Origin of the sequence: Leifsonia sp. NPDC058230 (genome assembly GCF_042882245.1) — a bacterium.
In the GTDB taxonomy this organism is placed as follows: domain Bacteria; phylum Actinomycetota; class Actinomycetes; order Actinomycetales; family Microbacteriaceae; genus Leifsonia.
In genome coordinates this window covers 823,023-844,098 of sequence record NZ_JBHVWM010000001.1, presented here as the reverse complement: position 1 = coordinate 844,098, position 21,076 = coordinate 823,023, and the positions used below count along the sequence as shown (strand labels likewise).

Below are 21,076 nucleotides of genomic sequence, written 5' to 3'. Positions count from 1 at the left end.
GATCGTATGAAGAACCCACGAAAAGGAGAGCCATGCCCGTCAAAGACGACGTGCGGATCGCACTGATCGGGCCCGGAGCCATCGGGGAGCGACATCTCGCTTCGCTCCGCGCCGCAGGCGCACGGGTGGAGGTGGTCGTGGGAGGATCCCTCGGCGAGGCCCGAGAATTCGCCGAACGATGCGCTGTGCCGACCGCCCTCGACGATCTGGACGAGGCTCTGTCCCGCCCGGATATCGACGCCGTCGTGATCGCGAGCCCGAGCCACCTCCACGCGCCGCAATCGTTGCGTGCGCTCGCGGCGGGCAAGCCTGTCCTCTCGGAGATTCCGTGCGCGCTCTCACTCGCCCAAGCAGAAGAACTCGCGAACGCATCCCGCTCGGCCGACGTGCCGTTGCAGATCGCCCACACCTTCCGGTTCGCGCGCCCGTACCTGGAGATCCGGCGCCGGATCGAGGACGGCGCGTTCGCGGCCCGGCACGTCGTCGGGCACCAGCTCAGCCGCCGGCACGACAACATCGGCTGGACGGGGCGTCGTCGCGACTGGGTGGACGATGTGCTCTGGCACCACGGCGGTCACCTGTTCGACACGGCGCTCTGGTACCTCGACTCCACTGAGGTCGACGTGCGCGGCACGGTCGGGCCCGATTGGCCGCGAACGGGGAGCTACATGGACGCGGCGGCAGTACTCGTCGCGCCGGACGGCGACCTGGCGTCGCTGGCCCTCTCGTATCACTCCCGCATGAGCTTCGGCGGACTGATGGTCGTCGGCGAGGAAGACACCTTCGAGATCCGCGGAGGCGCGCTGATCTGCAACGGCGAGATCATCCTCGACTGTGGCGACTGGGACGAGATGATGCGCGAGGCGCAGGCCGACCAGGACCGGGATTTCCTCGACGCGATCCGCGAGAACCGCAGACCGCAGTTCACGATCGACGACGCATTGCCCAGCATGCGCGTGCTCGATCGCGTCTCAGCGGGACGGCACGTGGATCCCGTGCCGCACGACGATGGAGCGCTCGATGCTGGTTGATGCCCAGGTGCACGCAGGACCCGACCGCTATGGTCCGATCGAGGACTACCTGCCGACGCTCAAGGCCGCCGGCGTCGACGCGGCGGTCCTCGTGCAGCAGTCCGGGTCGGTCGACAATCGCTACCTCGCCGAACTCGTCGCCCAGAGACCTGACCGCTTCGCCGGGGTCGGAGGCGTCGACGTGTCCGCGGGCCGCGCGGATGCGCAGGTGAGGAGAGTGCGCGAAGCGGGGCTCACCGGCGTCCGGTTGCCCGCGGCCGTCCGCGGGCTCGACGGCGAACCGGATGTCTGGCGCGAGATCGCGGAGGCCGGACTCGTCGCCACCGTCCAGGGCCCGTATGAGGACGTGGCCGACCCCGACTTCCGTCGGCTGGTTGCCGACCTCCCGGGGATGCGCGTCGTACTCGAGCACGTCGGCAATCACCGATACCGCCCTGACGGCCTGCCCGACGCACTGCTCCGCCTGGCGGAGCTGGAGAACGTTCACGTGATGCTCTCCTGCTACTATCGCTTCAGTTCAGAGCGGTACCCGTTCGCCGACTCGGCCGCGACCGTGGCCGCCGTCATCGACGCGTTCGGACCCGAACGCCTGCTGTGGAGCGGTGACCTCAATCGCGCCGACCAAGGCCTCGCCGAGGCCGACGACGACTATCCGCAGGCGATCGCCCTGATCCGCTGCCAGCTCGGAGGGCTCACGGCCGCCGAGCGCGCGCTCGTTCTCAGCGGCAACGCCGCCCGCCTCTACCGAATCGCACTGCCATGACAAACCGCCGAAACAAGCCAGATAGCACACGCACGCGCGTACAATTCGGCTTCAACAGCCGCCGCCGCAACGTTATGGGAAGGGAGCAGCAATGACCTACGTGCTGCCTTCGGCCTCGCTGGTCGACAGCTTGAGCAGCTCGCTCCGCCGAAAGATCATCGCCGGCGAGATCGAGCCGGAGTTCCGCCTCACCGAGGCCTGGGTGTCCGAGCGGTTCGAGGTGGCCCGCCCCACAGCCAAAGCCTCGCTCGACCGACTCATCAGCGAGGGGCTGCTTCGTCGCGGCCCACGTCGCAGCAGCATGGTGCCGCGACTCTCCGCCGACGATGTGTCAGACATCTACTTCAGCCGCGGGCCGGTCGAATCGATCGCCGTGTCGTCGCTGGCGGCCACCTCTACGGTGCCCCCGCAGGCGGAACGTGCACTCGACCTCATGAAGATGGCCGCGGAGCGCAGTGCGCACAATGATCACACAGAGGCCGACGTCGACTTCCACCGCTCGCTCGTGGCCGCCGCCGCGAGCCCTCGTCTTCAGCGGATGCACCAGACCGTCATGGGTGAGGCGCAGCTCTGCATCGCCCAGGTGCGCATGAACCGTTTCGTCGACTTGCAAGAGCTCACTGCGCGCCACTCGGCGATACTCGACGCCATCCGCGTCGGCGACTCCGACGCGGCAGTCCGTGCACTGATGGCCGACCTCGAAGGATGCCGCGACACCCTCCTCGCGGATGTCGACCGTCGGCGCTCGGCCAAGCCGCACGACGCGGACAACGTTCTCAGCACGCTCAGCTGAGGCGCTGCTCCCGCCTGGGGCTACTGGCGGTCGGCGAGCGCTGCTCCCGCCTCCCGGAGGTAGCGCACGGGATCCGCGATCGCTGCGGCCGACCCTCCGGCACGCTCGCTGAGCGACTCGAAGTCCGCGAAGGCAGGCGCGGTGGGCGCATCCACGAGTCCCGCGACGAGCAAGGCTCGCGCGTCGGCGCTCCGCGCAAGGCCCGCGATGTAGCTGGGCACCTTGCCCGCAGCGGACTGGCTGTCGAAGCGGCCCTCTCCGGTGATGACCACGTCGGCCTGCGCGACGGCATCCGGCACTCCGAGCAGCGCCCCGACGAATTCTGCGCCCGCTGCGAGTTCCGCACCCCAGGAGAGGAGGCCGAAGCCGACGCCGCCCGCGGCTCCTGCGCCCTCGCTGCGCGGATCCGCCCGCAGCAGACCCGCAAGCCGTGTGAGCCCCAGCTCGAGCTTTGCGACGTCGTCGGGCGTAGCCCCCTTCTGCGGCCCGAAGACTGCCGCGGCTCCGAAGGGTCCGAGCAGTGGATTCGTCACGTCGCTCAGCACGATCGCTCCGCCTTCGGGCACGGCGCGCAGCGCGGTGAGGTCGACACTACCGACCCGGCCGAGCGCGCCACCGCCCAACGGGAGAGGAGAGCCGTCCTCGTCGCGGAATTCGGCTCCGAGCGCGGTCAACGCCCCCGCGCCACCGTCGGTTGAGGCGCTGCCCCCGATCGCGAGCAACAGGCGCTCCGCACCGTCGTCCAGTGCTGCGGCGATCACCTGGCCGAAACCGAGGCTGTGTGCGGCCAGCGGAGCGAGCGGGTCGAGCAGCGTGATGCCGCTGGCGGACGCAAGCTCGACAACGGCGGTGCCGTCGGGCAGGAGCACCCACTCCGTGCGAACGTCCCGGTTGTCGGGACCGGTCACGACGACGGGTTTGCGTACACTTCCCGCGACTGCCAGCGCGAACGCGTCGACGGTGCCCTCGCCGCCGTCCGCCATCGGCATGAGGCGGATGTCGTCGCTCGGACGTCGCTCGTGCCAACCTTCTGCGATCCCCTGAGCGACCTGGGTCGCCGTCGCAGAGCCTTTGAACGAGTCGGGGGCGATCAGGATGCGCACTCTGCCATTCTGGCGTATCGCAGGGCAGGCACTCCGTTCGCCGCGGAGTGTCAGCCGGTCGGATGCGTCAGTTGTGTTGCTTTCGATGAGTGCTGATCGCGAGGCCGAGCGCGGTGATGAAGAGGACTCCACCGAGAATCCAGAGAGCGCCGGCTGCGGCAGGGACAGCGAGACTCGCGATGACCGCTGCCGCGCCGAGCAGGCACAATGCGGCCGTGATCCGTTGGGCAAGAGCGGGTTTCATGGCGTTCGTCCTTCCGTCACGAATTCAGAGTGGCGGTCGTGATGCGCACTCGCCCATTCTGGCGCATCAGCCCGCACCAAAACCCCCACGTTCCTCGTGCGCGACCCCGTGATGCTTGGACCACGAGCAGGGTTAGAACCAGTGCCTTCTCTTGAGGGCGATGTATGCCCAGAGCTCGAGGGCGACGATGACGGCGACGATGAGCACCCACCCGTATGCCCAGTTGGTGGCGGGGAGGTTCGTGAAATTCATGCCGTAGATCCCGGCGACGACTGCGGGGATGGCGAGGAGCGCGGCGAAGGCGGAGATGGTTCTGGAGTCGCTGTTCTGCTCCGAGGCGACAGCGTTCTCATGACTGGAGATCACTCCGTCGAGCGCCGATTGCTGGTCGTTGGCGAGCCGAGCCGCACCGGCGAGGTCCTCGATGAGATCGATCACGTAGGGGGTGAGCCCTGGGTGAAGGTCAGAGTATTCGACGAGACGGCCTCGGCTGTTCTCGAACGCGACGGCAAGTGTGGTCACGGCTCGATCGACCCGGCCGATTCTGCGGCGGAGTCGGTAGATGCGGAGGTTGTCGTCTTTTTGGGTCTCGTCGAAGACCTGGTCCTCGAGTCCCCCGAGCTCTTCTTCGATCTCACGAGCGACGGCGAGGTAGCCCCGCACGACTCTCGCTACGATCGCATGGACGGCGCCGAGGGTGCCGAAGCCGAGAACAGCGGGGTAGGCGGCATCGAGGGCGGCCCTCACGTCAAAGCTTCCCGCGCCTCGCCTCGGGGCGACTGTGACGAGGATGCCCGGCCGGGCGAAGACATAGAGCTCGGACATTGTCGTCTCCGAGCCGTCGGCGACCGGCTGGAGCGCCCGCAGGACGATGAACAGCTGCTCGTCGAACCACTGCACCTTGGGTTGCTGGCGTCCGCCGTCGATGTCGTCGCGGACCAGAGGATGCAGCCCGACGGCGGCTCCGAGCGCATCGAGCTGCGCCGGGTCGGGGTCCGTCAGCCCGATCCAGACAAAACCGCCGGCCCCGCTCGTCGAGCTGTCACCGATGTCCTCGGTCGAGATCCTGTCCGACTCGGTGAACGTTCCGTCCGGGCTGTAACGCCGGGCCGAAAGCGCCTGCCCTTCCGCGCTGAAGAGTTGCATGAGGCGATTCTGGTCGTGCGACATCTTCTGCGCCAGCGGCCTTTCAGCTTCTGTGGTCATCGAGGTTGCTGGAGACGTGTCGGTGCCGCCCCCGCGTGTGCCCTCAGATGCCCTCTTCCTCCGCCTCTTCCCGCGTCAGGACGGCTTCCTCCGGGTCGCGCTCGAGCACGTGTTCGTGTTCGTTCAGGATGGGCTCCGGCTCACGTGGCTCACCGCCGAACGGCCCGCCTGCGCCCGGCCAGATGGTCTCGCCGGCCACGGCGTCGTTGGTGACGAGGTCGTCAGCGAACTCCCGTATCGCGATCGAGTCCTCGAGGGCGTAGTCCACCTCCCCCTCAGCGGGGTCGACCCAGCCTGGGGTCTCGCCGGCGTCGGCCTCACCGATCTCGTCCTCATCGTCGATGCCGTCCTCCGGGATGCGGTCCTCGTTCATGACGACCGTCCCGCCTCCGCGGAAGGTGTCGCGGACGAGGACGACTCGGCCGAGTTGGAACCGATGGTGACCGTCTGGCGATCGTCAGGGCTGCTCGGCGCGGAGGAGATGTCCACCCGGCGCGGCTTGCTCGACTCGTCGACCGGAACGCGCAAAGTGAGCACGCCGTTCCCGAAATCCGCCGATAGCTTCGAGCTGTCGAGACTCTCGCCGAGGAAGAGCTGACGCACGAATTCACCGCGCGGACGCTCGTCGATCAGCACCACGTCATCCGGCCCGAATGTCGGCCGGCGTTGCACCGTGATGGTGACCACATTGCGCTCGACGCGCACTTCGACGTCAGCGAGATCTGTACCCGGAACATCTGCCACGACGACGTATTGATCGCCGCGCCGATACGCCTCGAGCGCTACCGCGCGCGTGCGCCGATTCGTGCCCAACGCTTGCTCGACAGCGCGGTCTACGTCGTGGAAGGGTTCGAATCCCATCAGCGTCATGATGTCCTCCTCGCTCGGCCCGTCACGGTCTCGCTGAAGGCGAGTGTGCGCCCGCGGAGTGGCCGTTTCTTCGACCCAGCAGAGTGAAACAAGTCCCAGGCGCTTGCACTGTCGGGTCCAAGCGAAAGCGGTTAGAGCTAACGGCGCGGAGTTCACCAACATGTGCGCTTTATCTTCGTCGGTCAGATCTCGACGTCGCTGCCCATGGTCACGGTCTGAAGCGGCGGTAGTCCGAACCGGGCGGCGGGGTCTGCGGCGTTGTGTGCGAGGGCGATGAAGAGTGACCGGCGCCACCGGATCATGCCCGATTTCTGAGTGGTGCGGATCGCCCCACGGGAGATGAAGTACGACGCATGCTTGAATTCGCCGGCCTTGAGGGCGAGGACCCCGGCAGTGCAGGCGGCGCGGAGTGCTCGGGGGATGTCGGGCTTGTCCGAGAAGCCGAAGCGGATGGTCAGATGATCGATTCCGTCGTCCGCGAAGCCGAGATCGTCGTAGGTGTACGCCTCCATTATCGGCACATGTGGGACCTGCGCCGTGATCACCGACACGATGATGACGTGCTCGTGGAGAACGTGATTGTGCTTGACGTTCGCGCGCAGGGCCAGCGGCGTGCTGTCCTTGTTCGGATGCGGAAAGATCGCTATCCCGGGCACTCTCGGCAGCTTTCGGACGCGGACGTCCTCAATGAATTCGGACAGGGAACCCTCCTTCGCCTTGCGGTCATCCTGAACCAGTTGACGGCCGCGGCGCCACGTCGTCATGACGACGACGACTGCTGCGGCGATGAGTAGTGGCACCCAGCCGCCGTTGACGATCTTGGAGAGGTTGCCCGCGAGAAAGGCCAGCTCCAACCCGCCGAACACGACGGCCGCTGCAACGATCTTCCACGGTTGCCATTGCCACAACGGGCGGGCGACGAGCAGCAGCAGCAACGTGTCGACGACGAGCGCCCCGGTCACCGAAATACCGTAAGCAGTCGACAGTCGCTCGGATGAGCCGAATGCGAGCATCACGGTCATGACGCCGATCAACAGGAGGGCGTTGACGGCCGGCAGATAGATCTGGCCGCCCTCGCGCTCTGACGTCTGCCGGATGGTGAGTGGTGGGAGAAGACCGAGCTGCACTGCTTGGCGTGAGAGTGAATAGGCTCCGGAGATGACGGCCTGGCTGGCGATCACGGTAGCGGCCGTCGCCAGGATCACCACAGGAAGTCGCCCCCAGTCCGGAATCAACAGAAAGAACGGGTTGGCCTTGGCGGCGGGATTGTGCAGAACGAGTGCTGCCTGGCCCAGATAGTTGATCGTGAGCGCAGGGAAGACGAGGAAGAACCAGGCGCGGCGAATCGGCGAACGCCCGAAATGTCCCATGTCGGCGTAGAGGGCTTCGGCTCCCGTGATCACGAGGACCACCGCCCCCAGAGCGATGAACGAGATCGTGGGATGCGCGACGATGAAGAGGATCGCATAGGTCGGGGACAGGCCGAGCAGAACGGTTGGGTAGTGAATCACCGTGCCCAGGCCGGCCGCCGCCAATACGACGAACCACAGCACCATGACGGGACCGAAGAGCACACCCACTCTGCCCGTCCCGAAACGCTGAACAACGAAGAGTCCGACCAGAATCACGGCCGCGATGGGGATCACCAGGTGCCCGATGGCCGGCACGGTGACGTGCAGGCCCTCCACTGCCGAGAGAACACTGATCGCCGGCGTGATGATCGAGTCGCCGTAGAACAACGCAACGCCGACGATGCCGATCACGAGGAGCATCCCGGCGCGCGAGGCGCGTTTGGCATACAGTCGCTGGGCGAGCGCCGCCAGCGCCATCACGCCGCCCTCACCGTCGTTGTCCGCACGCATCAAGATGGTGACGTACTTGATGGACACGATGATCGTGATGCTCCAGAACATCAATGAGATCACGCCGAAGACATCGGCCTGATTCGCGCGGACAGCGCCGCCGTCGAGCAGGAAGACTGTTTTCAATGCGTAGAGCGGGCTGGTGCCGATGTCGCCGAAGACGACGCCCAACGCGGCAATCGCGGCCGCCACGATGGCCGGCGAACCGTGTCCGCGTTTGTGGGGTGAGTTAGCCGGAGCCTTCTTGGCGGCACCCGCGCCGCCCCGCCTTGCCGAGACCGTCATTGGATCTCCCTACCGGCTGAACTGTGTGGCTCGAGGGAACCGCGTGCGGCCGAACATGTTCCTCGCATTGACGCTACGGTACCCGCGTTCGACTGCCTTATCGCCGCTTAACCGGTCGCACCATACGGCGCGACCCCACCCGGCTTTTCACCGGGTGGGGTGCCCGGCAGATCTCAGGAGACGCGCGTGCGCTCCTCGGCCACGATGGCGTTGACACGGGCCCGCTCGGCGCGGCCATAGGTTTCGCGGGTGACGAGGATTCCGATCAGACCGATGACGGCCGCCGACATGTAGAGCAGCGAGGCGCCGGGCCAGCCCAGCCAGCCCACCAGCACGGCGGCGAGCAGAGGCGCGAAGCCGCCGAGCGCCGCGGCGATCTGGTAGCCGAGCGATGCGCCCGAGGTGCGGGTGGAGGTTCCGAACTGCTCGGTCAGCAGCGAACCCTGGGTCCCCGTCAGTGCAGCGTGGATGAAGCCGATGCCGAAGATGAACACGGCGACGACGAGCGCGGGGGTGCCGTCGTTGGTGAGCAGGTACATCGGGAACGCGAACAGAACCGCAATGATGCAGGCGACGATGTAGATCGGACGGCGACCGACCCGGTCGGTGAGCGAGCCCGCCAGGAAGGTCATGACGATTGCCACGATGCTCGCAGCGGTGAGGGCTCCGAGCGCCGTGGGGCGGATATCCGGGAATCGCTCGGTGAGGTAGTTGAGAAAGTAGGTAGCCGTGGAGTAGTAGGCGAACGACTCGACGATGCGCAGCGCGATCACGCGGAGGACGCCCTTCCAGTCGCGCCGGATGGTGGTGAGGAACGGGTTCTTCTCGATCTTTCCCTCGGCCTTCGCCTCCTCGAACTCGGGTGATTCCGACAGACGGGAGCGCACGACCAGCGCGACGATCACGAGAACGGCACTGAGAAGGAACGGGATGCGCCAGCGCCAGTCGCCCTCGAGGTTGGCGCAGATGAGGAACATGGCGCTCGCCAGCGCGATGCCGAGCGGGTTGCCCGACTGTGGGATGGCGGCATACATACCGCGCCGGTTCCAGGGCGCATGCTCATACGCCATGGTGATGGCGCCGCCCCACTCGGCCCCGAACGCGAGACCCTGGATCATCCGGATGATCACGAGCAGGATCGGGGCCAGCACACCGACGGTCGCGTAGGTGGGAAGCAGGCCGATGAGGAAGGTGGCGCCGCCCATCACGAGCATCGCACCCACGAGAACGGGCTTGCGGCCGAACCTGTCGGCCAGATAGCCCCCGATCGCGCCGCCGAGCGGGCGCATCAGGAAGCCGACGGCAAGCGTTGCGAACGAGAGCATGGTGCCGACGAAGCGGTCGCTCTCTGGGAAGAAGACGGCGCTGAAGTACAGGGCCGAGGCGGTGCCGTAGGCGATGAAGTCGTAGTTCTCGACGCTCGTACCCAGGGCGGCGGCGATCGCCGTCTTATTGCGGTCTTTCGATCCCAGGGCAGAGGTCTGCCGGATGGTCGTGGTGTTCGTCACTGATGGATCTCCTTTGATCGATTGGGGAGGTGGGAAGGGATTAGTGGTTTGCCGCGATGGGGGTGGCGGATACGGGAACGAGCGCGTCGAGGGCGTTCAGCTTCGCCACGCGACGGCGGGTGTCCGCGTCGTCGTCGAAGGTGGCGGCAAGGAACTGGGCCACGATGTCGTCGATGAAGGCGGACGGCACGAGCCAGGCGCCGAGAGCGATCACGTTCGCGTCGTCGTGCTCGACGGCCTGGTGCGCAGAGTACGACTCGTTGGCGAGGCCGCAGCGGATGCCGGGGATCTTGTTGGCGGCCATGATGGCGCCCGCTCCCGTTCCGCAGACCAGCACGGCACGGTCGGCGCTCCCGTCGAGCACCGGGGCGCAGGTCGCCTGGGTGATGTCGGGAAAGTCGACCGGATCCGTGCTGTCCGTGCCGCAATCGATCACGGTGTGGCCGAGCTTCTCGACGGCGTCGATGACGCGCTGCTTGAGGGGGAAGCCGGCGTGATCGGCTCCGACGGATACTCTCATGCGGGAGTCCTTTCAGGGGTGGCTGCGAGCATCCGCTCGACATCGCGGAGGGACGGGATGGACGAAGACGCACCCTCGCGGGTGACGGCGAGAGCCCCGGCTGCTCCCGCGAGTACGAGTCGCTCGCCCAGTGGCAGCGTCGGGTGGGCAGCGAGATAGCCGACCAACGTGTCGCCGGCGGCAGTAGTGTCCACCGCGTCCACTCGGGGAGCGCGGACGCGACCGGAGCCTTCGGCCGAGACGTAGACGGCTCCGTCAGCGCCGAGTGTGCACACTGCATCGATCGTCATGTGGCCGTCATGGCGGAGCGCATCCACTGTCTCTGAGAGCAGGCGGACGGCGTCGTCTGCTTCGGCACCCTGAGGCTGGACGCCGAGAAGTGCCGCGAGCTGAGCGAGTTCGTTTTCGTTGACGACCAGCAGGTCGATGTCGTGGATGAGGTCCTCGGGTGCCACGGGCGCGGGTGCTGCGTTCCAGATGACCATGGCGCCGGCTCTCCTGGCCACACGGGCTGCGGCGCGGTTGGCTGCGGCGGACACCTCGTTCTGCAAGACCAACACGTCACCCGCACCGATCGTCGTGAGCTCCTCGGCTGCGACACGGTCGTCGAGTAACGCGTTGGCGCCCGGCAACACCACGATCGAGTTCTCGCCTTCATCGTCGACGAGCACAAGGGCCCGGCCGGTCAGCACATCCGGCCGTGCAACGATGCCGTCGACACCGACCCCGCGGTCACCCAGCGCACGGATCATGGCCGATGCCTCGGTGTCGTCGCCGACTGCGCCGATCATGAACGTCGATGCGCCCGCTGCGGAGGAGGCGATGGCCTGGTTGGCGCCTTTGCCTCCCGGCGAGGCATGAGCGCCGCCGGCGAGAACGGTCTGCCCCGGAAGCGGCAGGCTCGAGACACGGTAACAAGTGTCGGCATTGATGCTGCCGAAGACGAAGACGGTCGATCCTTCTGCGCGAACCATGTGCACCTCCTCGTGAATCGTTTCCATGGAAACGATTCCATGCGTCTCGACGTCAATGATGCATCAGTTGCTTCAGATCCGCAAACCGATCCCGCAGCTCAGGAGAGTGTGCGGTCCACGAGGCTGGTGGCCACTCGCTGTGAGCCGACGGGCCGGCCCTCGATGAGGTCGAGAAGTCCGGCCACCCCGAGCCGCCCGATCTCCGCGGCTCCGATCCGCACAGCGCTGATGGGAGGGGTCGCGAGTTCGAACCAGTCCACGTCATCGAAGGAGATGACCTCGACCCTCGCGGCTTCGACCACGCCGAGACGGCGCCTCAGACCACGGACGGCCCCCAGAGTCGTCGGTTCATTAACGCCGAACACAGCCGTCGGCCGCTTCCCGCGGTCGAGGACGCGGAGCATTGCGGCCTCCGCACCGTCGGCGAGAAAATCGCCCTCGTCGATCAGCAGGTCGTCCAGGCTGATGCCGTGCGATTCGCGGCCGGCGAGATATGCCGCTCTGCGCTCTGCGGCCGTAGAGAAGGCAGTCGGGCCGCCGATGAAGGCGACCTCCGTGTGACCCCGCACCTGCAGCCAGTCGAGAACCAGGGCGACTCCCTGGGCATTGTCGGTGGAGAAGAGCGGAGCGTCGAGGCCGTCGAGGCTCCGATTGAGCAGAACGATGGGAAGCTTCGATGCCACCAACGACTCGAGCTGCGGGGAAACAGGTCCTTGCGGAGAGAGCAGCAGGCCGTCGATGCGCTGTGTGGCGAAGATGCGCAAGTATTCGTCCGCCTGCGCCGCATCCTCGTTGGCGTTCGCCAGGAGCACCGCGTAGCCACGTCGCATCGCCTCGCTCTCCGCAGCGTGGGCGAGCTCGGAGAAGAAGGGATTTCGGATGTCCGACACCAGCAGTCCGAGCACTTCGGTGCGCGACCGACGCAATGCCCGCGCCGTCCCGTTCCTGACGTAGTTGAGCTCTGCCGCCGCCGCGAGAACGCGCGCCCGGGACTCGGGAGATGTCTGAGCACTTCCGCTCAGAACACGCGATGCTGTGCCCAGTGCGACTCCGGCACGCTCGGCGACATCCTTGATCGTCGACATCGATCCCTCCACGTGGAAACGTTTCACCCTCACGACACTGTAGTTCCCACGCCCACGCGAAGGCAGGAAAAAAGCCCCGAGATGGCGAGATCTCGGGGCTTGTAGCGGGAGCGGGACTTGAACCCGCGACACCACGATTATGAGCCGTGTGCTCTAACCACCTGAGCTACCCCGCCGCGGCCTGCTCGGTGCCGGGCACCGGGAGGACGGAGCCCCCTGTGGGAATCGGACCCACTACCTCTTCCTTACCAAGGAAGTGCTCTACCAATGAGCTAAGGGGGCGTTGGCCAACGTTTCGACTAGCGCCGCGCGTTTTTGGCAACCGTACGAGGATACCATTCACGCGACCCTGCTTCGTACCATCCAACGCGGCCCGGAGTCCGGCGGGAACGCCGGTGTCGGATCAGGCGGCCTCTGCCTGCTCCGAGGCATCGGAGAGGGCGTCGAGCTCGGCCGGTGTGAGCTGCAGGCTCATCGATGCGAGCAGGTCGGGCAGCTGGTCGAGGCTGCGCGCACTGGCGATCGGCGCGACCACGGTCGGCTGCGCGGCGAGCCAGGCGAGGGCGACGGATGCGACGGATGCGCCATGCGCGGCCGCCACGTCGTCGAGGGCCGCGAGCACCGAACGGCCGCGGTCGTCGAGGTACTTCGAAGCGCCGGCGGCGCGCGGGCTGTCGATGTGGACTCCGTCGCGGTACTTGCCCGTGAGGAATCCCGCGGCGAGCGCGAAGTAGGGCACGACGCCGAGGTTCTCGCGCTCGGCCAGGTCGAGCAGGGTGTCCTCGTAGCCGCGCTCGACCAGGTTGTAGTGCGGCTGGAGGGCGACCGCGCGGTGCAGCCCGTTCGCCTTCGTGATGCGGAACCACTCCTCGATCCGCTCCGGAGAGTAGTTGGAGATGGCGATGTACCGCACCTTTCCGGCGTCCACCAGGCTGGAGAGTGCGCTGACCGTCTCCTCGAGGGGAACGGTCTCGTCGTCGAAGTGGGCGTAGTACAGGTCGATGTGGTCGGTGCGCAGGCGCTCGAGCGACGCATCCGCCGCCCTCAGGATGTTGTCGCCGCCGAGTCCCTTGAAGTCGGGGTGCTGGCTGACCTTGGTGGCGAGCACGATGTCGTCGCGGTTGCTGCGGGCGTCGAGCCACTCGCCGAGGATGCGCTCCGAGTCGCCGCCGATGTTGCCGGGGACCCAGGCCGAGTATCCGTCGGCCGTGTCCACGAAGTTTCCGCCGGCCGCCGCATAGCCGTCGAGCACAGCGAAGGAGGTGTCGCGGTCTGCCGTCCACCCGAAGACGTTGCCACCCAGCGAGAGTGGGACGACGGAGAGGTCGGAGTCTCCGATGGTGCGACGCGATTCAGTCATGCAGGTCTCCTTCGATTCGGTGTGACGCTGTGGCCAACGGCTCGACCCCCTCCGAGAATTCCCCGACAGGCAGAACTCGCAACGCCTAACCTGGATGGGTGGACACGATCGACCGCGGAGCCCGCCCCGACCTCATGGCCGACTGCGCCAACTGCTTCGGGCTGTGCTGCGCGGCGCTCGCCTTCGCCAAGTCCGCCGACTTCGCGTTCGACAAGGCGGCCGGTGATCCGTGCGAGAACCTCGACGGCGACTTCCGATGCTCGATCCATCCGCACCTCCGCGACCGTGGCTTCAAGGGCTGCACGGTGTTCGACTGCTTCGGCGCCGGCCAGAAGGTGTCGCAGCAGACGTTCGCGGGTGAGAGCTGGCTCGCTTCTCCCGGGCTTCGCGCCGACATGTTCGCGGTGCTCCCGGTCATGCGTCAGCTGCACGAGCTGCTCTGGTATCTGGACGAGGCACTCCGGATGCCCGCGGCCCTTCCCCTGCGCACCGAGCTGATCCGCGCATCGGCCGAGGTCACGGCCATCACCGAGAAGTCGCCCGCCGACATCCTGGACACCGACCTCGACGACGTGCGAGGGCCGGTGGCAGCGCTCCTCCGTGAGGCGAGCAGACTCACCCGCGAAGACCTCCTTCTGAGCGCCGGACAGGCCGATGGCCGCTTCGGCGCCGAACTCCCGGGCGCCGACCTGCTCGGCGCCGACCTGTCGGGCCGCGACCTGCGCGGCGCCCAGTTGCGCGGGGCCCTGCTCATCGCCGCCGACCTGCACGACGTCGACCTCTCCGCCGCAGAATTCATCGGCGCCGACCTGCGGGACGCGAACCTCGCGGGCGCCGACCTCCGCACGGCGATCTACCTCACCCAAACGCAGGTGAACGCGGCGCGGGGGGATGCGCGCACTCTGCTTCCGCCCATCCTGAAGCGCCCCTCGCACTGGGCCACGTGACCGGAGCGGCCGTGCACTTCCCTGTCGCGACGACCTCCGATCGGCTGCTGCTTCGCGCTGTCGACGAGCACGACCTCGATGCGGTCTGGCGCCTCCACTCCGATCCGGCCGCCAACCGTTTCATCCCGGCCGGCCCGATGACCGAGCGAGCTCAGGCGCAGGAGCGCCTCGCCGCGTGGACCGACCACTGGGCGGTGCGGGGCTTCGGGTACTGGGCGGTCGAGGAGCTGACGAACCCGGGCGTCGTCATCGGCTTCGGCGGCGTGCGATCATCGCGCTGGCTCGACCGCGAGACGGTCAACCTCTACTACCGTCTGGCTCCGGCGGGATGGGGGCGCGGGCTCGCCACGGAGATCGCCGTCGCCGGCACCGAAGCCTGGCGGGCCACCCTCGCCGACCGCCCGCTGATCGCGCACACGATGCCCGACAACGTCGCATCCCAGCGCACCGCCACCGCGGCCGGGCTCGCGCGGCGACCCGACCTCGACGCGCACGACCCGAACGATCCTCCGGGCACCGGGCTGCACCTCGTCTTCGCGCTCGGCTGGTGACGACTGCGCCGGGCCGCGGAAGCCCAGCCGAAAGCCAGCGAACGCCAAGTAGATCGGCTGTACGATACCAACCGGTCCGACCAGTGATCGTTCAGGCCTTCCCCTCTTTCACCGACGTGAGGATTTCCGTGCCCTCAACAGACCAGACCGCCACCGCATCCGCGCTCCCTGAGAGCCGCCCGGGCCGCGAGTGGTGGCGCTCCGCCGTCATCTACCAGGTGTATCCGCGATCGTTCGCGGACGCCGACGGCGACGGCATCGGCGACCTCCCGGGTATCACGCGCCGGCTTCCCGCGCTCAAGACGCTCGGCGTCGACGCCGTGTGGCTCTCCCCCTTCCAGACGTCGCCGCAGCGGGACGCCGGATACGATGTCGCCGACTACGAGGACGTCGACCCGCTCTTCGGCACACTCGCCGACTTCGACACCATGCTGGCGACGGCGCACGCGCTCGGACTGCGGGTGATCATCGACCTCGTTCCGAATCACACGTCCAGCGACCACGCTTGGTTCCAGGCAGCACTCGCCGCCGGGCCCGGCAGCCCCGAACGTGAGCGGTACATGTTCCGCGAGGGCAAGGGCAGTGACGGATCCGTGCCGCCCAACAACTGGGAGTCGATCTTCGGCGGGCCGGCGTGGAACCGCGTCGTCGAAGCCGACGGCACGCTCGGCCAGTGGTATCTGCACCTCTTCGACAGCTCGCAGCCCGACCTCAACTGGGAGAACCCCTGGGTGTGGGAGCAGTTCCGCGGCATCCTGCGGTTCTGGCTCGACCGCGGCGTCGACGGCTTCCGGGTGGATGTCGCGCACGGCATGGTCAAGGCACCGGGTCTCCCCGACTACACGCCGCCGGAGCACGGTGGCAGCATGGGCGGCGGCGTCCCGCTCGAGCCCGAGATCGGCGGTCACGCATCCGTTGAGCCGCCCACTCCCCCGTACTGGGCGCAGGACGGCGTGCACGAGATCTACCGCGACTGGCACAAGGTGCTGGAGCAGTACGAAGGCGACCGCGTCCTCTGCGGCGAAGCCTGGGTCGAGCCGCTCGAGAAGCTGGCCCGCTGGGTGCGCCCCGACGAGATGCAGCAGACCTTCAACTTCGGCTACCTGGAGACGCCGTGGGATGCGGATGCGCTCCGGCACGTGATCGACCGCTCGATCTCGGTGTTCGGCAGCGTTGGTGCGCCGAGCACCTGGGTGCTCTCCAACCACGACGTCGTGCGCCACGCCACCCGGCTCGCCCTGACCGGCGAGAACCTGCAGGGTCACGGTATCGGCCCGAAGACGACGGGGCTTCCGGATCCCGCGTTCGCACTGAACCGCGCCCGGGCGGCGACCGCTCTGATGCTGGCCCTCCCGGGCTCGTCGTACCTCTACCAGGGCGAGGAACTCGGCCTTCCCGAGGCGATCGACCTGCCCGACTCGGCCCGGCAGGACCCGACCTGGTTCCGCACCGATGGCGAGCGATACGGCCGTGACGGCTGCCGCGTGCCCATCCCGTGGGAATCCGGGGCCCCGTCCTTCGGCTTCGGCCCGAGCGCGGAGAGCTGGCTGCCCCAGCCGGCGTCCTGGGCGGCATACGCTCGCGATGTGCAGCAGGGCGTCCCCGGTTCCACCCTGACCATGTACCAGGATGCGCTGGCCGCGCGCGCCGCACACGACCTGGCCTTCGGCACCCTGGACTGGTTCGACCTGGGCGAGGACGTGCTCGCGTTCCGTAACGGGAACGTCACCGTCGTCGCCAACCTGGGCGAGGCTCCGGTCGCTGCGCCCGCCGGTGAGGTGCTCGTCTCGAGCGGCCCCCTGGTCGACGGCACGATTCCTCAGGACGTCACCGTGTGGGTCGCCAACGTCTAGCTGACGAGCTGGCCCGGGCGTCGCCGTCGGCGGTCGTCCGGGCGCGGCGCTAGTTCGCGTTGGCCTTCAGCCAGGTCATCGGGTCAGTGTGCTCGGTGCCGCGCAGCAGGATCTCGAAGTGCAGGTGCGCGCCCGTCGAGACACCGGTGCTGCCGACCTGCCCGACGATGTCGGCGACCTCGACCTGCTGGCCGACCGCGACCCGCACCGAACCACGCTGCATGTGGCAGTACTTGCTCGAGACGAGTGCGCCGTCGATCATGTGGTCGATGGTGACGTTGACTCCGCATCCGCCGAGGTCGCCGGTCACGACTTCCCGAACGACGCCGTCGGCGATGATCTGGATGGGAACACCCGATCCGGGAGCGAAGTCGACGCCGAGGTGATTGGTCGACGCCCCCTCTGTCGGCGCCGACCGGGCTCCGTAGAAGTCTGAGATCGGCACACCGACGGGGAACGGCCACTGGATGGTCCCGCGTGGATTGTTCGTGAACGTGCCCGCGATGCGCATGTGGCTGAGGGCCGAGACCTGCTCCGCCGACGTGACGCCGGCGCCGTCGCGCATGATCGAACCGACGACGCCGCCTGCCACAGACACCAGCTCCTGCGACTCGCCCTTCTGGGCCGGAGCGAGCAGTGCCTGCTGCGCCTGTGCGCGCACGTCGTCTTCGGTGAGGAGCGCCATCGCGGGAACCGAGGTGGCGACCGCGATCGTGGCGGCGAATGCCATGGCGAGCACGCTGAATCCCTTGGCGTACGCCGTTCGTCGCTTCGTGGTCGGCGCCGCATCCTGTCGACCGGATGCGCGCAGCGGCGGCAGCCGGTGACCCGCGCGCCGTAGAGGGGCGGCGTCAGACGCGGGCGCCGCCTCGGCTGCCGCGCGCTCGCGTTCGCGACGCTCCCGCCGTGTCATGGGCTGCGACTCCGACGGGTCCGACGGTCCAGGGGACGTACGCACGGTGGCGTCGTCTTGCTGGCGGTCGGGAGTCAACGGTCGGGTCGGCTTTCGATCGGGGGCGGTGTTCACGGGGTCACGCTGCGAAGCGAGCGCTCATCCAATGTAACGAAATCGTAAACGCGGACCAAACTCGTGGGTGACGTCACACCCAGTCGGCGTAGGCAGCCTGGATGAGCGGGTTGAGCTGGGTGAACAGCCCCGGCTGGGCCGCGACGATCAGCTCGTCGTTCTCGCGCGCATCCCCCAGTCCGCCGACCGTCGCCCCCGCTTCGCGCGCGATGAGCGCACCGGCCGCGTGATCCCAGGGGTTGAGCCCGCGTTCGTAGTAGGCGTCGAGCCTGCCCGCGGCCACATTGCACAGGTCGAGGGATGCTGCGCCGATGCGCCGCACATCCCGAACCTTGCCGATCAGTTCGGCCACGATGCGCGCCTGCCGCACCCGCTTCGCTGCGTCGTAGCCGAAGCCGGTGCCGACGAGGGCGAGCTCGAGCTCGGTGTTCTCCTTGACCCGCAGCTGACGCCCGTTGAGATGCGCTCCGCCACCCTCCGACGCTGTGTAGACCTCACCGTTCGCCGGATTGACCACGGCCCCGGCGAGCGTGCGCCAGGTGAGCGGATCGGGGTCGCCCTCGACGACCGCGACACTCACCGCATAGGAAGGGATGCCGTAGAAGTAGTTGACAGTGCCGTCGATCGGGTCGACGACCCAGGTGAGCCCGCTCGTGCCTTCTGCGCCGCCCGACTCCTCGCCGAAGAACCCGTCATTCGGCCGTGCCGCCGCGATCGCCTGGCGGATGAGGTTCTCGGACTCCCGGTCGGCCTGCGTCACGATGTCGCTCAGCGAAGACTTGGACGCCGCCACCTCCACCCCGGCCTCCCGGCGCTGCCGCGCCAGTTCGCCCGCGCGGCGCGCGACAGTGAGTGCAATGGCAAGGAGTTCGGCATTCGATGGCATGCTCCCAGCCTCGCAGACCCGGGCGCCCGGTGCGGCCATCCGTGCCTCGAGTTTCGGCTCGCGCTATCGGACACCCGTCAAAGGGGGCTAGTGTGAGCCTCGTCGGGCTCAGACCCCGTTCGACGGCTTGGCCGTCGTTTCGGGTATGGCGGCCGAGCCGCCACCCTCTTGAGCTCCATCAGCCGTCAGACAGACAAAGGGCTTCAGCGATCATGCTGAAGCCCTTTGTTCTACTGGTGTGGCGAGTGAGGGATTCGAACCCCCGAAGGCTACGCCGGCTGATTTACAGTCAGATCCCTTTGGCCGCTTGGGTAACTCGCCGTGGCGCTCCAACCACCAGTTCTCTGCTGGCCGAAGGCGCTCGACAAGAATACTCATCGAACGTCGGTAAACGAAATCAGCGAGTGCTCAGGCAGCGAGCAGTTGCGGCGCGTGGCTTTCGCGGCGCGTCGTCGGCGCGGAGAGCACGTGCGCGGTGTCCCTGGAAGTGCCGAGACCGGCTCCCGCCGAGCGCGGAAGCTCGAGCACCGTGGCCGCCGTCACGACCTCCCGCGTCGAGAACTCCGCAGCAACGCGCGCGAGGAGCTCCCGCTCGCTGACGTCGAGCACGCGGCAGAGCGTGGCGAGGATCTCCGACGACGCCTCCTTGCGTCCCCGCTCCACCTCGGAGAGATACGGAAGCGAGATGCGCGCCGACTCCGACAGCTGACGCAGTGTCTTGCCGCGCTCCAGTCGCATCCGTCTGAGCACCGCACCGATCGCGTGACGCAACAGCATGGTCCCCTCCTGACGGTCGGTGTGTCCGCCAGCCTAGGCGCGCCCGCCCCGATCCGCCGCCCTGTCGCCGCAGTTATGCTCTGGGCAGAATCCGCGGTGCGGGCGACCTCCATGGCAGCTGCAGCGCTCCCGCGCCCGGCCGACTCAGCCGCTCACCGCCCACGACCAGCGCCGCGCCGAGGATCCCGCCCGCGAGGGAGAACCCTGTCACGAGCAGGACGAGCACACCACCCGCGCCGAGGACCGCACTCCCATAGGCAGCCCAAGCCCAGGATGCAGAAGGAGCCGCATCCGCACCGCCGCGACGCCTCGCCTCGACCCGTCCCGCCAGCGCGACCACCGCCGTCACGAACGCCGCCACTGCGACCAGCCACAGCGGCCGGGTCAGCCACCAGTCGCCGCTCAGCGGCACGGGAAGGCGTGCGCCGCTGAGCAGCAACGCGCCCGCCAGGGCGATCAGTACCAGCATGTGCCACAGGTACACCGTCATCGCGCGCGCGTTCACCGTGTCGACCACGATCGCCAGCGACCGGATGCGCTGCAGCCGTCGCAGCCAGGGCCGCGCGAGCTCGAAGAGTGCGAGCTGCGCGACCCCGAGGAGCACCAGCGCGAGCGTCGGCGGGTTGAGGTTCACGAGCATGTCGAACGAGTAGACCTTCGTGAGGCAGAGGACGAGCAACACCGCGAGGGCGAGCGCCGCGAGCGCCCCGAGCATCCGGGGCTCCCGGCGGGCTGTCCACCCGTCGGCGAGCCAGAAGCCGAACTGCTGGATGAGCACCCACACGAAGAGCAGGTTCGCGAAGCCCACGACGGCCACCCCGGCCCACAGGCGCACCACGTCCACCGTGACGACCGCCGCCGCGAGCGCCGCGACGGTCACGACGGGGGCGCGCCGATGGGCGGCGTCGAGGAGCGGGACGAACGCGGTGCACAGGATGTACACGCCGAGGAACCACAGCGGCTGACTGAGCCGGAATCCGGCGGTCGCCACGATCTCAGGCGGCACGCCGCAAACGGTCAGCGCGGCGAGGGCGACGACCACGGCGGTCACGGCGACGGCGGCCGGCCGGAGCAGGCGGCGCATCCGACCGGCCACGTACTCCGACGGGCGAACGCCGCGGGCACGCATCCGGGACCACTGCAGAGAGCTCGAGAACCCGCCGAGCACGAAGAAGAGCGGCATGATCTGCGCGAACCAGCTGAAGACCGGAAACCAGGCCCAGCGGTCGAGTGCGTTGGCGAGCACGGGCCCGTCAGACGATACGCTGACCCCGACCATGAGCGCGTGCAGGGCGACGACGACGGTCAAGCACCAGGCCCGCGCGATGTCGACCGTCGCGTCCCTGGCGGGTATCGGGACAGTCCGGATGCGCGGAGCGGCGACCGTCGACACGGTGTCCGCCCGGGTCGGGGCGAGCGTTGCGGGCATGG

21 protein-coding genes and 3 tRNA genes are annotated in these 21,076 nt (G+C 67.9%); 6 read left to right on the top strand and 18 right to left on the bottom strand.

Translation table 11 applies throughout. The annotated features are described in order from the left end of the window. The first annotated feature begins 32 nt into the window (after positions 1 to 32). The 3 genes from ACFVV0_RS04290 to ACFVV0_RS04280 all read left to right on the top strand — a co-directional run bounded on the left by ACFVV0_RS04290 (position 33) and on the right by ACFVV0_RS04280 (position 2,587). Entirely contained in the window at positions 33 to 1,031 is a 999-nt protein-coding gene (locus ACFVV0_RS04290; protein WP_387058684.1) for a Gfo/Idh/MocA family protein, read from the top strand. Next, entirely contained in the window at positions 1,021 to 1,794 is a 774-nt protein-coding gene (locus ACFVV0_RS04285) for an amidohydrolase family protein (RefSeq protein WP_387058681.1), read from the top strand. The genes ACFVV0_RS04290 and ACFVV0_RS04285 overlap by 11 nt, the downstream gene beginning before the upstream one ends. A gap of 91 nt (positions 1,795 to 1,885) precedes the next feature. Next, positions 1,886 to 2,587, top strand: a complete 702-nt coding sequence (locus ACFVV0_RS04280) for a GntR family transcriptional regulator (RefSeq protein ID WP_387058679.1) — start codon at positions 1,886 to 1,888, stop codon at positions 2,585 to 2,587. 20 nt (positions 2,588 to 2,607) lie between these two features. On the opposite strand, the gene ACFVV0_RS04275 is transcribed toward ACFVV0_RS04280, so the two are convergent. The 13 genes from ACFVV0_RS04275 to ACFVV0_RS04215 form a co-directional block, all read right to left on the bottom strand. Further along, positions 2,608 to 3,690, bottom strand: a complete 1,083-nt coding sequence (locus tag ACFVV0_RS04275; RefSeq protein WP_387058676.1) for a glycerate kinase — start codon at positions 3,688 to 3,690, stop codon at positions 2,608 to 2,610. Between the two features lie 67 nt (positions 3,691 to 3,757). Continuing rightward, positions 3,758 to 3,934: a hypothetical protein gene (locus ACFVV0_RS04270; RefSeq protein WP_387058673.1), complete on the bottom strand. Its 177-nt coding sequence runs from the start codon at positions 3,932 to 3,934 to the stop codon at positions 3,758 to 3,760. Between the two features lie 132 nt (positions 3,935 to 4,066). Beyond that, a complete protein-coding gene (locus tag ACFVV0_RS04265) occupies positions 4,067 to 5,080 on the bottom strand; it encodes a CorA family divalent cation transporter (protein WP_387058670.1) in 1,014 nt (337 codons plus the stop codon). Between the two features lie 103 nt (positions 5,081 to 5,183). Further along, positions 5,184 to 5,513, bottom strand: coding sequence for a hypothetical protein (locus ACFVV0_RS04260; protein ID WP_387058667.1), 330 nt, complete (start codon positions 5,511 to 5,513; stop codon positions 5,184 to 5,186). After that, positions 5,510 to 6,172 carry an Hsp20/alpha crystallin family protein gene (locus tag ACFVV0_RS04255; RefSeq protein ID WP_387058665.1) on the bottom strand — a complete coding sequence of 221 codons (663 nt, stop codon included), beginning with the start codon at positions 6,170 to 6,172 and terminating at the stop codon, positions 5,510 to 5,512. The genes ACFVV0_RS04260 and ACFVV0_RS04255 overlap by 4 nt, the downstream gene beginning before the upstream one ends. A gap of 20 nt (positions 6,173 to 6,192) precedes the next feature. Further along, complete coding sequence (locus tag ACFVV0_RS04250) at positions 6,193 to 8,157, bottom strand: potassium transporter Kup (RefSeq protein ID WP_387058662.1); 1,965 nt, start codon at positions 8,155 to 8,157, stop codon at positions 6,193 to 6,195. A gap of 173 nt (positions 8,158 to 8,330) precedes the next feature. Then, entirely contained in the window at positions 8,331 to 9,665 is a 1,335-nt protein-coding gene (locus ACFVV0_RS04245; RefSeq protein ID WP_387058659.1) for an MFS transporter, read from the bottom strand. Positions 9,666 to 9,705: 40 nt separating this feature from the next. Next, positions 9,706 to 10,185, bottom strand: a complete 480-nt coding sequence (locus ACFVV0_RS04240; RefSeq protein WP_387058656.1) for an RpiB/LacA/LacB family sugar-phosphate isomerase — start codon at positions 10,183 to 10,185, stop codon at positions 9,706 to 9,708. Further along, entirely contained in the window at positions 10,182 to 11,159 is a 978-nt protein-coding gene (locus tag ACFVV0_RS04235; RefSeq protein ID WP_387058653.1) for a ribokinase, read from the bottom strand. The genes ACFVV0_RS04240 and ACFVV0_RS04235 overlap by 4 nt, the downstream gene beginning before the upstream one ends. A gap of 98 nt (positions 11,160 to 11,257) precedes the next feature. Continuing rightward, a complete protein-coding gene (locus ACFVV0_RS04230; RefSeq protein ID WP_387058650.1) occupies positions 11,258 to 12,244 on the bottom strand; it encodes a LacI family DNA-binding transcriptional regulator in 987 nt (328 codons plus the stop codon). Positions 12,245 to 12,346: 102 nt separating this feature from the next. Beyond that, positions 12,347 to 12,420: transfer RNA gene (locus tag ACFVV0_RS04225), tRNA-Met, on the bottom strand. 34 nt (positions 12,421 to 12,454) lie between these two features. Continuing rightward, positions 12,455 to 12,526 (bottom strand) — tRNA-Thr (locus ACFVV0_RS04220). A gap of 121 nt (positions 12,527 to 12,647) precedes the next feature. Then, complete coding sequence (locus tag ACFVV0_RS04215; protein WP_387058647.1) at positions 12,648 to 13,604, bottom strand: aldo/keto reductase; 957 nt, start codon at positions 13,602 to 13,604, stop codon at positions 12,648 to 12,650. Between the two features lie 98 nt (positions 13,605 to 13,702). Here ACFVV0_RS04215 and ACFVV0_RS04210 point away from each other — a divergent pair, with 98 nt between their 5' ends. From ACFVV0_RS04210 to ACFVV0_RS04200, 3 genes are all read left to right on the top strand, one after another. Beyond that, positions 13,703 to 14,551: a pentapeptide repeat-containing protein gene (locus ACFVV0_RS04210; RefSeq protein ID WP_387058644.1), complete on the top strand. Its 849-nt coding sequence runs from the start codon at positions 13,703 to 13,705 to the stop codon at positions 14,549 to 14,551. Continuing rightward, positions 14,548 to 15,102 carry a GNAT family N-acetyltransferase gene (locus ACFVV0_RS04205; RefSeq protein ID WP_387058641.1) on the top strand — a complete coding sequence of 185 codons (555 nt, stop codon included), beginning with the start codon at positions 14,548 to 14,550 and terminating at the stop codon, positions 15,100 to 15,102. Before ACFVV0_RS04210 ends, ACFVV0_RS04205 begins: the two co-directional genes overlap by 4 nt. 128 nt (positions 15,103 to 15,230) lie before the next feature. Continuing rightward, positions 15,231 to 16,955 carry an alpha-amylase family glycosyl hydrolase gene (locus ACFVV0_RS04200; RefSeq protein ID WP_387058638.1) on the top strand — a complete coding sequence of 575 codons (1,725 nt, stop codon included), beginning with the start codon at positions 15,231 to 15,233 and terminating at the stop codon, positions 16,953 to 16,955. A gap of 49 nt (positions 16,956 to 17,004) precedes the next feature. Here ACFVV0_RS04200 and ACFVV0_RS04195 read toward each other — a convergent pair whose 3' ends face one another. The 5 genes from ACFVV0_RS04195 to ACFVV0_RS04175 all read right to left on the bottom strand — a co-directional run bounded on the left by ACFVV0_RS04195 (position 17,005) and on the right by ACFVV0_RS04175 (position 21,074). Next, positions 17,005 to 17,868, bottom strand: coding sequence for a M23 family metallopeptidase (locus tag ACFVV0_RS04195; RefSeq protein ID WP_387058635.1), 864 nt, complete (start codon positions 17,866 to 17,868; stop codon positions 17,005 to 17,007). 187 nt (positions 17,869 to 18,055) lie between these two features. Beyond that, complete coding sequence (locus ACFVV0_RS04190; protein ID WP_387058632.1) at positions 18,056 to 18,868, bottom strand: inositol monophosphatase family protein; 813 nt, start codon at positions 18,866 to 18,868, stop codon at positions 18,056 to 18,058. A 239-nt stretch (positions 18,869 to 19,107) separates the two neighbouring features. Next, positions 19,108 to 19,189, bottom strand: a tRNA-Tyr gene (locus ACFVV0_RS04185). A gap of 87 nt (positions 19,190 to 19,276) precedes the next feature. Continuing rightward, positions 19,277 to 19,645 (bottom strand): helix-turn-helix domain-containing protein, encoded by a 369-nt coding sequence (locus ACFVV0_RS04180; protein ID WP_387058629.1) that lies wholly within the window; start codon positions 19,643 to 19,645, stop codon positions 19,277 to 19,279. Between the two features lie 73 nt (positions 19,646 to 19,718). Then, the gene (locus ACFVV0_RS04175; protein ID WP_387058626.1) at positions 19,719 to 21,074 is read right to left on the bottom strand and encodes an acyltransferase; all 1,356 of its coding nucleotides are present in this window, start codon (positions 21,072 to 21,074) and stop codon (positions 19,719 to 19,721) included. Positions 21,075 to 21,076 lie beyond the last annotated feature (2 nt).

Coding starts and splice junctions, on each gene's coding strand:
- ACFVV0_RS04190 (WP_387058632.1), bottom strand. CDS start 18,868: ATGCCATCGAATGCCGAACTCCTTGCCATTGCACTCACTGTCGCGCGC.
- ACFVV0_RS04260 (WP_387058667.1), bottom strand. CDS start 5,513: ATGAACGAGGACCGCATCCCGGAGGACGGCATCGACGATGAGGACGAG.
- ACFVV0_RS04250 (WP_387058662.1), bottom strand. CDS start 8,157: ATGACGGTCTCGGCAAGGCGGGGCGGCGCGGGTGCCGCCAAGAAGGCT.
- ACFVV0_RS04175 (WP_387058626.1), bottom strand. CDS start 21,074: ATGCCCGCAACGCTCGCCCCGACCCGGGCGGACACCGTGTCGACGGTC.
- ACFVV0_RS04285 (WP_387058681.1), top strand. CDS start 1,021: ATGCTGGTTGATGCCCAGGTGCACGCAGGACCCGACCGCTATGGTCCG.
- ACFVV0_RS04230 (WP_387058650.1), bottom strand. CDS start 12,244: ATGTCGACGATCAAGGATGTCGCCGAGCGTGCCGGAGTCGCACTGGGC.
- ACFVV0_RS04270 (WP_387058673.1), bottom strand. CDS start 3,934: ATGAAACCCGCTCTTGCCCAACGGATCACGGCCGCATTGTGCCTGCTC.
- ACFVV0_RS04215 (WP_387058647.1), bottom strand. CDS start 13,604: ATGACTGAATCGCGTCGCACCATCGGAGACTCCGACCTCTCCGTCGTC.
- ACFVV0_RS04280 (WP_387058679.1), top strand. CDS start 1,886: ATGACCTACGTGCTGCCTTCGGCCTCGCTGGTCGACAGCTTGAGCAGC.
- ACFVV0_RS04265 (WP_387058670.1), bottom strand. CDS start 5,080: ATGCAACTCTTCAGCGCGGAAGGGCAGGCGCTTTCGGCCCGGCGTTAC.
- ACFVV0_RS04235 (WP_387058653.1), bottom strand. CDS start 11,159: ATGGTTCGCGCAGAAGGATCGACCGTCTTCGTCTTCGGCAGCATCAAT.
- ACFVV0_RS04180 (WP_387058629.1), bottom strand. CDS start 19,645: ATGCTGTTGCGTCACGCGATCGGTGCGGTGCTCAGACGGATGCGACTG.
- ACFVV0_RS04240 (WP_387058656.1), bottom strand. CDS start 10,185: ATGAGAGTATCCGTCGGAGCCGATCACGCCGGCTTCCCCCTCAAGCAG.
- ACFVV0_RS04255 (WP_387058665.1), bottom strand. CDS start 6,172: ATGTTGGTGAACTCCGCGCCGTTAGCTCTAACCGCTTTCGCTTGGACC.
- ACFVV0_RS04290 (WP_387058684.1), top strand. CDS start 33: ATGCCCGTCAAAGACGACGTGCGGATCGCACTGATCGGGCCCGGAGCC.
- ACFVV0_RS04195 (WP_387058635.1), bottom strand. CDS start 17,868: ATGACACGGCGGGAGCGTCGCGAACGCGAGCGCGCGGCAGCCGAGGCG.